The 11,639-nt window shown below is 58.5% G+C and carries 12 protein-coding genes; 4 read left to right on the plus strand and 8 right to left on the minus strand.

Annotated features, from left to right (window positions below):
* Positions 1–100 precede the first annotated feature (100 nt).
* The 3 genes from Q1W70_RS25525 to Q1W70_RS25535 are packed head-to-tail and all read right to left on the minus strand — an operon-like array spanning position 101 to position 1,623.
* Positions 101–532 (minus strand): carboxymuconolactone decarboxylase family protein, encoded by a 432-nt coding sequence (locus Q1W70_RS25525; protein ID WP_185817998.1) that lies wholly within the window; start codon positions 530–532, stop codon positions 101–103.
* 27 nt (positions 533–559) lie between these two features.
* Positions 560–1,180, minus strand: a complete 621-nt coding sequence (locus Q1W70_RS25530) for an FMN-dependent NADH-azoreductase (RefSeq protein WP_166591202.1) — start codon at positions 1,178–1,180, stop codon at positions 560–562.
* The gene (locus Q1W70_RS25535) at positions 1,177–1,623 is read right to left on the minus strand and encodes a GNAT family N-acetyltransferase (protein WP_166591203.1); all 447 of its coding nucleotides are present in this window, start codon (positions 1,621–1,623) and stop codon (positions 1,177–1,179) included. The genes Q1W70_RS25530 and Q1W70_RS25535 overlap by 4 nt, the downstream gene beginning before the upstream one ends.
* Positions 1,624–1,710: 87 nt before the next feature.
* Between Q1W70_RS25535 and pdxR the strand changes: the two genes are divergently transcribed.
* Positions 1,711–3,111, plus strand: a complete 1,401-nt coding sequence (gene pdxR, locus Q1W70_RS25540; RefSeq protein ID WP_182344461.1) for a MocR-like pyridoxine biosynthesis transcription factor PdxR — start codon at positions 1,711–1,713, stop codon at positions 3,109–3,111.
* A gap of 31 nt (positions 3,112–3,142) precedes the next feature.
* Here pdxR and Q1W70_RS25545 read toward each other — a convergent pair whose 3' ends face one another.
* Positions 3,143–3,859 carry a class I SAM-dependent methyltransferase gene (locus Q1W70_RS25545; protein ID WP_302098296.1) on the minus strand — a complete coding sequence of 239 codons (717 nt, stop codon included), beginning with the start codon at positions 3,857–3,859 and terminating at the stop codon, positions 3,143–3,145.
* A 234-nt stretch (positions 3,860–4,093) separates the two neighbouring features.
* On the opposite strand from Q1W70_RS25545, the gene Q1W70_RS25550 reads away from it, so the two are divergent.
* A complete protein-coding gene (locus tag Q1W70_RS25550; protein WP_166591206.1) occupies positions 4,094–4,648 on the plus strand; it encodes a YdeI/OmpD-associated family protein in 555 nt (184 codons plus the stop codon).
* A gap of 45 nt (positions 4,649–4,693) precedes the next feature.
* Here Q1W70_RS25550 and Q1W70_RS25555 read toward each other — a convergent pair whose 3' ends face one another.
* On the minus strand, positions 4,694–5,593 hold the full coding sequence (locus Q1W70_RS25555; RefSeq protein ID WP_166591207.1) for an alpha/beta fold hydrolase: 900 nt from the start codon (positions 5,591–5,593) through the stop codon (positions 4,694–4,696).
* A 287-nt stretch (positions 5,594–5,880) separates the two neighbouring features.
* Here Q1W70_RS25555 and Q1W70_RS25560 point away from each other — a divergent pair, with 287 nt between their 5' ends.
* Entirely contained in the window at positions 5,881–7,311 is a 1,431-nt protein-coding gene (locus tag Q1W70_RS25560; protein ID WP_166591208.1) for an IS1182 family transposase, read from the plus strand.
* Positions 7,312–7,590: 279 nt separating this feature from the next.
* On the opposite strand, the gene Q1W70_RS25565 is transcribed toward Q1W70_RS25560, so the two are convergent.
* From Q1W70_RS25565 to Q1W70_RS25575, 3 genes are all read right to left on the minus strand, one after another.
* Positions 7,591–8,427 carry an MliC family protein gene (locus Q1W70_RS25565; RefSeq protein ID WP_166591209.1) on the minus strand — a complete coding sequence of 279 codons (837 nt, stop codon included), beginning with the start codon at positions 8,425–8,427 and terminating at the stop codon, positions 7,591–7,593.
* A 73-nt stretch (positions 8,428–8,500) separates the two neighbouring features.
* A complete protein-coding gene (locus tag Q1W70_RS25570) occupies positions 8,501–9,031 on the minus strand; it encodes a CPBP family intramembrane glutamic endopeptidase (protein WP_256669873.1) in 531 nt (176 codons plus the stop codon).
* Positions 9,032–9,332: 301 nt separating this feature from the next.
* Positions 9,333–10,004 (minus strand): glutathione S-transferase family protein, encoded by a 672-nt coding sequence (locus tag Q1W70_RS25575; protein WP_166591211.1) that lies wholly within the window; start codon positions 10,002–10,004, stop codon positions 9,333–9,335.
* A gap of 341 nt (positions 10,005–10,345) precedes the next feature.
* Between Q1W70_RS25575 and Q1W70_RS25580 the strand changes: the two genes are divergently transcribed.
* Entirely contained in the window at positions 10,346–11,347 is a 1,002-nt protein-coding gene (locus Q1W70_RS25580; RefSeq protein WP_166591212.1) for an AraC family transcriptional regulator, read from the plus strand.
* Positions 11,348–11,639 lie beyond the last annotated feature (292 nt).

Genomic DNA, 11,639 nt, shown 5'->3' on the forward strand with positions numbered 1-11,639 from the left:
CCATGAGGAGTGCTGGAACAGCTCATCCAGCTGTTCGAAAAATTCACACTCGCTCGGATTATCGGCCTCACCCAGGGGTTTGAGAATAGGCTTCTTGCCCTTAGAGCTTCATCCCCACCGCCAGCCGGTTGAAAGCATTCATCAAGGCTGCGGCCAACGTCAGGTCGCTGATCTCGACATCACTGAAGTGTGCTTTCAACGGCGCGTACAATTCGTCTGGCGCCCCCTTCTCGCTGACGTAGGTGAGCGTCTCGGCCCAGGCCAGGGCGGCGCGTTCGCGGTCGTTGAACAGCTCGCTGATGCGCCAGCCCGCCAGGCAATCCAGCTTCTCTTGCGCCACCTCACTTTCACGCAGTGTCTGCGCATGTTTGCCCAGGCAGAACGCGCAGCCGTTGATCTGCGAGATGCGCAAATACACCAGCTCCAGCAGTTGTAGGCCCAGGGGGCTGGCGGCCAGCGCCGTGTTGGTGGCGAGCAGGCCCTGGTAAGCGGCAGGTGACAGGGAAGGAAACGGCAGTCTGAGTTGGCTCATGGTAAAACTCCTGGGTAGTAAAACGGATCAGGCACAAACGAGGTGGTTGAACAGCGGCTCCAATGCCAGGCGGGCGCGGCTGTTGTCGAGCGTTGCGCGGACAGCTTCCTCACCCAGCACCAAACCCTGGAGATAAGAAAAGTGCAGGTCGAACAGCCCGAGGGTGTTCAGCACGTGGCGCAGGTACGAGGTCAGGAAATCCGCTTGCCGGGCCCGCTCGCCCTGGTGGAACCCACCGGAGCCGACCAACACGTACACCGGGCGATCGCGCAGCAGACCGGTCTTGCCCTCGGGGCCTGAGCTGAATGTGCGGTGGATGCGCAGGACATAGTCGACCCACAGCTTGAGCGCGGCCGGGAGGGTGAAGTTGTGCATCGGCGTGGCGATCAGCAGCATGTCGCAGCGTTCCAACTCGCCGATCAACGCCTCGGATACCTCGAACGTTGGCGAGTCGAACGGCGTGGCCGTGGTCAGCGCGCGGGCATAGTCCATGCCCAGCGGGGGCAACGGCTGGGCGCCCAGGTCACGCTCGACCAGTTCGAGCTGCGGATGACGGTTACGCAGGGAGGCCACTAACTCCAGTGCCAACTGGTTGGCATGGGACACCTGCCCCTGCGGGCTGGCATTGATCAACAAAACAGTGTTCATGCCGCACTTCCTGCCCGCAGGCTCTGGGTGAAATGCATGCCACGGGCCAATAGCCCCTGGCGGAAATAGAAGCGTTGAGCCAGCGGCATGTGCAGGCCGGTATCCAGCACCAGGTGATCACAACCGCGCTGCTGGGCCTGCTCGCGAACCGCGCTCAACAGTTGCGCGCCGACGCCGCTACGCTGCAGTTCGGGGCTGACCACCAGGTCATCGACGTAGATGAAACGCCCGTAGAGCAGGTTCTCCAGCTCGCGGTAACCGGCCAGGCCAAGCAGGCGCCCACCCTCCTTCGCTGCCAGCACGCGGTAGCCCTGCGCCGTCTGCCGAACCAGTTGCGCGACATAGCGATCCGGGTCGACAACGTGCGGGCGCAAGACCCTCATTAGCTCAAAGCTGGCCGCCAAGGCCTGCTCGTCGTCAAGATGTTCAAAGGTGTAAGGCATGTCCGTGGTCCGCCGTGAAGAGATGGCACACTTTAGGGCGGCAATGGCTTAAGCTACAGGGCCGAAAAATGCATAAACGACTAGGCCATGATTGCGCCCTTCCAACTGGACCGCTGCCAGTCAGCGCCGATCTATCGCCAGCTCTATCAGCGATTTCGTGAATCCATCGCCGACGGCCGCCTGCGTCCGGGAGACCGGGTGCCTGCTGTCCGTGCACTGGCGGCGGAACTGAACCTAGCGCGCGGCACCGTGGACGCGGCCTACCAGCTACTGATTGGCGAGGGTTACCTGACGGCTCGCGGGGCCGCCGGAACGGTGGTGACACCACACCTGGCAACCGTTTCCTCGCCCATCCTTCACCCCCCGCTGGCCTCGACCGCGTACCAGACCACCCACAGCGGAGCTCAGCCGCTCGCCCTGCAGATGGGCCTGCCCGCCCTGGATGCCTTTCCGCGCAAGCTCTGGACCCGACTGGCGGGCCGCCAGTTACGCCAGTCCGGCGTCGAGGGCCTGGTCTACCCGGACCCTCGCGGCCACGCCCCGTTGCGTGCGGCCATCGCCACCTACCTGGGCATCTCCCGCGGCATCACCTGTCACCCGCAGCAGATATTTGTCTGCGCTGGCTATCGCGCGTGCCTGGACCTGATCAGCCACACCCTGATGCAGCCTGGTGATAGCTGCTGGCTGGAAGAGCCCGGCTATTTCATGGCCCGCAACGCCCTGCAGGAAGCCGGCGCACAGTGGGTACCGGTGCCCGTGGATGACCAGGGACTGGACGTCGCGCAAGGCATCCGCCGCGCCCCGGATGCCCGCTTTGCCGTGGTCACGCCCACCCACCAGAGCCCACTGGGTGTGTCGCTGTCACTGCCACGGCGGTTGGCCCTGCTGGATTGGGCCAACCGCCGTGGCAGCTGGATCATCGAGGACGATTACGACAGCGAATACCGCTACCAGGGCAAACCCCTGCCCGCCCTCAAGAGCCTCGACCAACAGGGTCGCGTGCTCTACACCGGCACCTTCAGCAAGGTGCTGTTCCCAGGCCTGCGCCTGGCCTACCTGGTGGTGCCGGTCGAACAGAGCGAAGCGTTCGCCCGCCAGGCGGACCGTCTGCATAACCACTGCCCCCACCTCCTGCAGGCAACCGTCACGGCGTTCCTCAACGAGGGTCACTTCGCCCGCCACCTGAAAAAAATGCGCAGTCTCTACGCCCGCCGCCGCCAATGGCTGGTGGAGGCACTGCAACAACAATTGGGTGAACGCCTGCTGATCAACCCCCAGGCCGGCGGGATGCACCTGGTGGTGGGCCTTCGCGAAGGTGATGATGTCCAACTGGCCCAGCGTGCCCGGACCGTGGGTATCGCCGTCGAGCCGCTGTCCCAGTGGTACCTGGAAGCCGAGCCCAGGCATGGCCTGGTCCTTGGCTTCACCAACATCAGCAGTGCCGAACAGGCAACCGCGGTGGCGCTGCGCTTGGCGCAAATCATCTAGGGCATGGGGGCACCGACGTTGAGCGCGTCGCTCAACTGGTTTTACGCGTCAGCCAGGCCCCACAGAACAGACTACTGAAGAAACGCGTAGCGTCTGCGAATCCCGAGTCAAACAGCAATTGTTGAACCGCCGCCTCGGAATGGGGCGGGTCAGCGCCCTGAAGAATCTTCCCCAACTTGGCCTTCACTTCATCCGGGCTGGCGCCATGCTGCCGCCACCGTTGCCCCCAGGCGGCAAGCAATAGCGGTTGGCTGGCATACGCATAGTGATTGCCCGCGACAATCAGCGGCGCACCGGGCTTTAGATGAGCCCGAATGGATCGTAGCGTTTGGCGCTTCGCAGCATCCCCATCGAGATGATGGAGCACCCCGATCAAGGTGGCGGCGTCGTATGACGCATCCGCTGCCAGGTCTTCAACATAGCCAAGATGCAGGTGTGTTCTGTCGAGCACATCGTTGGCCTGCAACTGCTGCGTCGCGGCTTCCAGCATCGGCGCGCAGGGATCAACCGCCGTGAAGCGCCAGGTCGGTTCCAGCGCTGCCATCGCAATTATTTCTTGAGCGGTACCCCCCGCGCCAACCACCAGTATTTTCGCCGAACCTGCACCGCCCAGGCTTGCCGCCAGCATGCACGCAGCAAGATCCTGGCAGGCGTCATACCCGGCCAATGCAATACGGCTCTGGCGTGCGTACTCATTGGCCCGTGACGTATAAAATTTTTCAGCTGAGTTCAGAGGGGATGATTTCAAGGCGGTTCTCCGTGTCCTTGAATCAAACTACGCCAGCCAAACCAATAAGAAAAATTCATTAATTTTATAAGATGCATTCCCGGGAAGAATGTCGAATCCACGTTCGGGCCGGGGTCTTATGGAGCGTTAGCTGCGCGATGCGAAGGGCAACCAGCGGCCATCAGCAGCCGCTGGACAGGCTAATGGCTAGTCGGTAGCGTCGACCTTCCAGACGTATCAGTTGGAGGCGTTGCAATGACAACAGTCGATGTGAAATCCCGATTCGACGCAAAGCTCCTTCGTCCGGCAAAGCCTGGCAACGATACGTCGTGGGCGTTCCTGGTACTGCCAAGAGACGCGAGTGAACAGCTTCCCAGGCGCGGAAGGACGACAGTTGAAGGCACAATCAATGGGCACCCTTTCCAGGCAACCCTTGAGCCGGATGGTCAACTGAGTCATTGGCTGCAAGTAGACAGAGCGTTACTCGAAGCCGCAGGCGCGGCCGTTGGGGATGTCGTGACACTCGAGCTAACCCCTGTGAAAAAGGAACCCGAGCCTGAAGTCCCGCCGGATTTTCGGGAGGCACTGGCGGCCACTCCAGAGGCCCATAAAGTCTGGAAGAGCACCACGACCATCGCACGAGTCGACTGGATACACTGGATTTCTTCAGCCAAGCAACTCAAGACGCGCGCAAAGCGAATAGGTGATGCCTGCGACATGCTCGCGTCCGGCAAGAAGCACGTTTGCTGTTTCGACCAGTCCGGCTATTACAGCAAGGCCTTCCGTGCGCCCGAGGCAGACGACGCCTGAAAAGGGGACGGATTTTTTATCCCTAGCCCCCCTCGCAGCCGCTACTCACTGGTCCAGGAACTTGATGACCGCATTGGCGAACAGTTCTGGCTGATCAAGCATGACGAAGTGAAAACTGCCGTCAATGCGTCTGAAACTGATGTTTGGTGTCGAGACATAGGCGTTACGGAACATTGCATCAACGTGGGTCGCAGGTATGCCGTAAAGCAGGTCATAGGCATAGACAACCTCGACCGGCACCCTGATGCGTCCAAGCTCAGGCCGCAGGTCGGTGACCATCAGCTCATACATGGCATCGGCCATGGTCTTTCGGTTCGAGCTTATTCCCGCAGCGGCCAAGCCTGGCCGGACTGCTTCAGTTTTGACGAGACGGGCGATGGACGCATGCTGCATGACTTCCGCCTGCTCAGCCGTTGCCGCTAACATTGCATCGCGCACCGCAGCAGCCTGCGGGATCGCCGTTTCGCTGGTCGCAGAGAGGTCAAACAGCAACGTATAAAAGGGCAACGCATCGACAATCATCAGGCGTCCCACTTGCTCCGGATGACGAGCACCTAGCATCAGTGCCACCTCACCACCCAACGAATGACCGATGATGGCCGGTGCCTCGATGCGCTGGCTGCGAATATATTCAGCGATCGCCTCGGCCGTCGGCGCTGCCACTTTCGCGCCTGGATCGGATACGGCAGGCGAGCCGGCAAAGCCAGCCACCTGTACGAGATGGAGACGGTGACTCTGCCGTAATCTGGAGACCAAATCAGCCCAGACTTCGTAAGACGACGCCAATCCCGGAATCAAAATAACGTCTGGCCCCGAGCCTTGGACCCGCACCGAAATCACACCCTGGTCGATCGCTGCTGGCGACAGGGACGCGGGCTGGGCTGGTGATGCCGACACCAGCGCCAACGTTGTGCCGATCCCAGCAAGGATCATTCCCACACGCATGACGTTCCCCCTTTAGCGCAATGCGAAGAGACATTGGCGATATCACAATCGCCAATCACACCGATGAGTAGGCAGCTTGAGGGCTTCATAGCCATTCCTTTGACCGAAAAAACTCCCACTATACGGCGCACGAAGGCACCAGGAAACTATCGATTCCTGTAATCCTTAGCGTCTGTTTTGGGGCGGTTGCAGGCTGTCACGAAGGGCTGCTTCCGGCCCAGAGTGTGTAAAAACGCCTTCGCGAACACTTGCTATGATTTCTGAAGATTTCATCGCAAGGATCGCCCATGAAGCGCTTTATCCAAGGTGAACATCGAGGCCAAGGCACCTTACTTCCCGAGAGCCTCGACGACTACGTCAGCGATACCAATCCGGTGCGCGTAGTCGACGTTTTTGTCGACGAACTCAACCTGGTTTCCTTGGGTTTTGACGGTGCTATTCCGGCTGACACCGGCCGTCCCGCTTACCACCCCGCGATTCTGTTGAAGATATACATCTACGGCTATCTCAACCGCATCCAGTCGAGCCGACGCCTGGAGCGAGAAGCTCAACGCAACGTCGAGCTGATGTGGTTGACCGGGCGTTTGATGCCGGATTTCAAGACCATCGCCAACTTCCGAAAAGACAACAGCAAGGCCATTCGAGGCGTCTGTCGCCAGTTCGTTGTGCTCTGTCAGCAGTTGGGACTGTTCGGAGAAAATCTGGTCGCCATCGATGGCAGTAAATTCAAAGCAGTCAACAACCGCGACCGCAATTTCACCAGCGCCAAACTGAAGCGGCGAATGGAAGAAACTGAATCGAGCATCAACCGTTACCTGACAGCACTCGATGCTGCCGATCGGCAAGAGCCAACAGCCTCCGAGCCCAGCGCCGTGCGGCTGGAGGAGAAAATTGCCAAGCTGAAGACGCAAATGAAAGAGCTTAAAGCGATCGAAATCCAGCTCAACGAATCGCCGGATAAACAGGTCTCACTGACCGATCCAGACGCCCGCTCCATGATGACGCGCGGCACGGGAATTGTCGGCTACAACGTGCAAACAGCGGTCGACACCCAGAACCATTTGATCGTTGCTCATGAGGTCACCAACTTCGGTTCCGACCGAGATCAACTCAGCTCGATGGCGAAGCAGGCTCGCGATGCCATGGCGTCCGAAACGCTGGCGGTGGTAGCTGACCGAGGTTACTTCAAGAGTGAAGAAATCCTTGCCTGTCACGACGCGGACATCACTGCCTACGTGCCAAAGCCGATGACTTCAAGCGCCAAGGCGGATGGTCGATTCAACAAAGATGCGTTCGTTTATGACGCGACGAAAAACGAATACATTTGCCCGGCTGGAGAGGCACTGATCTGGCACTATTCCTACGTTGAAAAAGGCCTGAAGATGCATCGTTACTGGAGTTCGAAATGCCGGGGCTGTGCGTTGAAATCGCAGTGCACACCGAGCACGGAACGACGAGTTCGACGCTGGGAGTATGAAGACGTATTGGAGGAGATGCAGCTTCGGCTGAGCAAAGCACCAGAGATGATGCGAGTCCGAAAACGGACTGTTGAGCATTCCTTCGGGACGCTCAAACAATGGATGGGTGCAACTCACTTCCTGACGCGAAAGCTGGCCGGGGTAAGTGCGGAGATGAGTTTGAACGTGCTCGCCTACAACATGAAACGGGTGATGAAAATCATGGGTGCTAACGGTTTGATGAAGGCGCTGTCGGCATAAAAAAGGCTGATTTTGGCCCATCCCAGAGGCTGTAAAAACAGCGTTAACGTGTTCCAGGTCGCGACCGATGCGACGCCGCCGCATTGACCATGCGATCGCTCAGCCAACAAAGATCGATGTTCCAAGACGATGAGGTCAGAGCGTTTTTACACACTCTGGGCCAAAAGCTGCCTGTAGTGAACAGCAGCAATTGGCCGTTTGCATCTGTTCACGAAAGCTGCATCCGGCCACTTGCTAGCTTTCGCCACAATGCAATTCCCCAGCTGACTGGATCGTTGCTCAAGGCTTTCTTTTGCAATGTGATTCGGGCGCCCCGTATCCCCAAGTGATTATGGTTTCGGCCTGATGTTCCCAAAGCGTTTCATTGCGTCCAAGGTACTTTACGCCACTGCCACTTGGCTGCTGGTACATGAGCGATACGCTGTCGCCACGCTCGGCGATTAATGTCGGCGGATCGGTTTTAAAGAACATGACAGCAACTTCGCTGGCAGGGTTGCCTTCGCATTCGTAATAGACAGGCCCGGTTTCCGGTACCAATCGGTACCGTGCTTGCAACTCGGCGATGCGGCGCTGGTACTCCATGCGCACGCATGCACCGACGTCATCACTTTTCCAGCAGTCATCGCGACCCTTTATCCATCCACGTTGTTCTGCTTTAAGCCGGGGGGGATGCTCGTTGCCGGCCTTGATACTCGCGCTGGCATACACTTGCGACAGATTGCGATCGAGCGCGGATAACACCTTGTCTTCACATATCATCGCTTCGATAGCGCCAGGCTTCACCTTGGTGCAATCGTAAGAAGGGCCCAGTGTCACATTGGCTATCGACGACTTCCCCGTACTGCCCCCGGTCGCCTGCATCCCATTGATATGCCGATCAATGTATTGGCACCACTGATCAGAGCTTCGTTCAGGGACATTTGCCCCATCGCGAACCCCTAATTTGAATTCGATAACCGACTTCCATTCATCGGAGCCTATATCCGGCCCATGCCCTTGCCCGTCAGTTGTATGCAGTATCTTATCGATCGATTGATACCATGGGTAAGTGCATAACGATTGAGCCTGAGCAACGCCTGTGGCGCCAACCAACAACAAAACCAGATATTTGCTCATGCGTGCTCCCTTTTGATTTAAGCAGTTGCCAAGCACCGACCTAAGCCTGACTCATCCCTCAACGTTCGGGTAATCATATCCGATCTAGCTGAAGTCCCTGGGGCCGTTCTTGGCCGGCATGTCCCTGCCGCGAAGGGTTGATCGCGGCGCTTACGCCATAGCGCATACGGACGAAAGCACAGACCAGCCCCTCAACCAGCGTGAACAGCAAAATCGGCCAGCCAACCTCGGTCACACTCAGCGCCAGGAAGGAATGGCAGGCGGCGAAGGCGATGGCACTGATCAGGGCGGCTCGTAGTGCAGACGTGAGGTGTTCGAGGTGTCCTTGCAGGAACCCGCGAAACAGCACCTCTTCCAGCGCGATGCGCGGAGCAAGTCCGACGGCCAGGTTGCCCTTGCGCCAGACCACGAGTTTCCCTAGCCCCGGGGCGATCCGGGACAGTGCGGCGATGATCGCCAATGACAGAAAACCCAAGGAGGCCAGGACCCACGGATTCGACACAAAGCCGATCTGCACCTCGCCACTTGGGGACCATAAGCGCAGCGGGGTCAGCCCATCGAAGGCTGAAAGCGTGAATGATGCCAAGGGTCGACGGCCCTGCATTTTTGAGGGGCGGGCCGATTTCAAATCAAACACCAGTGCGCGCATGGCCGCACTGCTTTTCTTTGGATTTTGCTTGCCTTCCGGTGGAGCCAAAAACGAAAAAGCCCCGCTGGCCAGATCCCGCGAGGCATTTTAGTGGCGCATTGGTAAGGCCTGACAATCGTATAGGGTGCGCAGCCCGAGATCGAACAAACAACCTAAAGGCCTCTGTATCAATTAAATCGGCGTTCTTGTTTCTGTGTTTCCCAGTATCGCGTGAAGAACCTTTTTCAGCTGAGTTCGGCGTGAGTAGAAAGGGTGTTTAGTCAGAGCCGGTAAGCGGCGAGTGGATAAGACTCACGCCTTGCTGTTCAGCTGCTTGTTGCTGTGCAGCCAGGGCCCTTTGAAAACCGGCTCGTTGTTGCAATCTCGTCCAGTACTGTTGGACGCGTTCTGGAAAATGCCCACCTAGATCAATGAACTCTGCCAGCATCAGCGCATAACCCACCGAGATGTCTGCGCCAGTAAATCGCTCCTGACAGAGGTAGGTACGCCCCGCCAGGGCTGCATCTATGGCCCTCAGCCTGCCAAGAAACCAGCGCGTGTAATCTTCTACCACTTGGGGGCTTCGGCGCGACACCGTTTCAAAGCGTCTATAGCGCAGGATAAGGGTTTGCGGAAAGGTCAGCGTTGCTTCGCCAAAGTGTAGCCAGTTCAGATAAAGCCCGAAGTCAGTTTCGTCAGCACACAGGTGAAGACCATGGGTGCTGTAACGGACAGCAAGGTATTCACAAATGGCGGACGACTCTGTCATCAGGAGTTGACCGTCAATCATCGCAGGGACTGTTCCCAGTGGATTGACCTCCAGGTACTCCCGAGCGTGTGCTCGCGGAGGAAAGGGCAGCATTCTCAGCTCATAGGGTGCCTGCAACTCTTCAAGCATCCACAATGGCCGAAAAGAACGTGCACTCATGCAATGGTATAGGACGATCATCGTTAAATGCTCTTCTCGATTTGAACTGGAACTGTCATCGCCTGGCTCCCCGTCAAGGCGCCACTGCACATCAGCGTCTGGCCACTCACATAGCCGGATTCGGGAACACACTGCAACTACACCGCACCCGCAGCCTCATCCGGCGCAGCGCATGGGCACCGCTGAACCGCACCGTGTTAGGGTCGAATCATGCCGTTCAATGTCTCATGCGGTGTGGCGGGCTTGGTGGGTCAATTGTTTTGTTTGCGCCGGCTATGTTAGAAGCAACTGACCGAATCCAATATTGCCGATTGCGTCGATCAGATGACAAAAGACCTCAACTCACGACGCCTCGCCTCTTGATGCTCCAGTCTCCAGTCACCATTCCTATCGCCTTCGTGCATGGCATATTGTCTGGCGTGCGGGCTCGCGGTCAGCCATGCGATGCTTTTCTGGCTGATGCAGGTATCGCCTCGGAACTGCTCCAGCAGGTCAATGCACGGGTGAGCGTAGACCAGTACGTAGGGCTGTATCGGCTGCTGATCCAGCGCCTGGACGACGACTTCCTCGGTTTTTTTTCTCGCCCCCTCAGGCGCGGCAGCTTTGCCCTGATCGCCCGTTCTGGCGTCAGCGCCACCACGTTGGAGGTGGCAATCGGTCGTATCGCCCGTACATTCGGATTGCTGCAAGACGACGTGGTGCTGGAGACGGTGCACGATGGCGAATTGACCGGGCTGACCCTGCGCTTTACCAATCCGCGGCTTGAACGGCCGCATTTTTTGCATGAATTACTACTGCGTGTCAGTTGGCGACTATTGGCATGGCTGGTGGGCGGACGACTTCCTGCCATACGCTTTGACTTCGCGTTCCGATGCCCGCCTTACGCGGACAGCTATGCCAAGGTATTTCCCAGTCCCCGACAATTCGACACGGATCAGTCGACACTCTGGTTTGACTCAACGCACCTGCAAGCCATCGTACGTCGTGACGAAGGTGCTCTGCAGGCGTTCCTGGCCAACGCGCAAGCGCATGTCATTGCTCCCAGACGCAGCAATGACTCCATCAGTGCGCGCGTACGCTGCCATTTGCAGAAAACACAGCCTGCCTGGTCTGACCTCGCAGCCACGGCCGACGCCCTGCACATGGCGAAGTCCACCCTGCAAAGGCAGCTGGCCAGCGACGGATCGTCATTCCAGGCGTTGAAAGATGAACTGCGCCGTGATTGTGCAATCGTCCGTTTGACCACCAGCCAGGTGCCGCTGGCAAGGCTCGCCTGCGAGCTGGGATTTGCTGACAGCGCCGCGTTCCAGCGCGCGTTCAAGAACTGGACGGGAAGCGCCCCGGGGACTTATCGGCGCAGCTAGAACTCACAGCGTGTCCCGCCTCATTCACATTCAGTGATGACTCGGCACGCCGGCAGAGCAGGTCCGCCCCCCTGCGCCATTGATCTGATCCTGCACTGCCATGACGGTGCTGACCCCAGCTTGCAGAACATGGCCGACAACAGGCCCCCTTCCCTGCCTCGCTTGCAGGTCGGCTCAGTGACTCCTGAAATCCGCTGACCAAGGCGTTATCTGCCACGTTTATGACACCAAATGTAGGATTTTAGGTAACCCACATCCCTTAATATTGACCAGATGTACCGCGACACTCGCA

This window comes from Pseudomonas kielensis (assembly GCF_030505375.1).
GTDB lineage: Bacteria > Pseudomonadota > Gammaproteobacteria > Pseudomonadales > Pseudomonadaceae > Aquipseudomonas > Aquipseudomonas kielensis.

What these genes read in the sequence shown, in the direction of transcription:
- Q1W70_RS25525 (WP_185817998.1), bottom strand. Translation starts at nt 532, where the DNA reads ATGAGCCAACTCAGACTGCCGTTTCCTTCCCTGTCACCTGCCGCTTAC.
- Q1W70_RS25530 (WP_166591202.1), bottom strand. Translation starts at nt 1,180, where the DNA reads ATGAACACTGTTTTGTTGATCAATGCCAGCCCGCAGGGGCAGGTGTCC.
- Q1W70_RS25535 (WP_166591203.1), bottom strand. Translation starts at nt 1,623, where the DNA reads ATGCCTTACACCTTTGAACATCTTGACGACGAGCAGGCCTTGGCGGCC.
- pdxR (WP_182344461.1), top strand. Translation starts at nt 1,711, where the DNA reads ATGATTGCGCCCTTCCAACTGGACCGCTGCCAGTCAGCGCCGATCTAT.
- Q1W70_RS25550 (WP_166591206.1), top strand. Translation starts at nt 4,094, where the DNA reads ATGACAACAGTCGATGTGAAATCCCGATTCGACGCAAAGCTCCTTCGT.
- Q1W70_RS25555 (WP_166591207.1), bottom strand. Translation starts at nt 5,593, where the DNA reads ATGCGTGTGGGAATGATCCTTGCTGGGATCGGCACAACGTTGGCGCTG.
- Q1W70_RS25560 (WP_166591208.1), top strand. Translation starts at nt 5,881, where the DNA reads ATGAAGCGCTTTATCCAAGGTGAACATCGAGGCCAAGGCACCTTACTT.
- Q1W70_RS25565 (WP_166591209.1), bottom strand. Translation starts at nt 8,427, where the DNA reads ATGAGCAAATATCTGGTTTTGTTGTTGGTTGGCGCCACAGGCGTTGCT.
- Q1W70_RS25570 (WP_256669873.1), bottom strand. Translation starts at nt 9,031, where the DNA reads ATGCAGGGCCGTCGACCCTTGGCATCATTCACGCTTTCAGCCTTCGAT.
- Q1W70_RS25575 (WP_166591211.1), bottom strand. Translation starts at nt 10,004, where the DNA reads ATGATCGTCCTATACCATTGCATGAGTGCACGTTCTTTTCGGCCATTG.
- Q1W70_RS25580 (WP_166591212.1), top strand. Translation starts at nt 10,346, where the DNA reads ATGCTCCAGTCTCCAGTCACCATTCCTATCGCCTTCGTGCATGGCATA.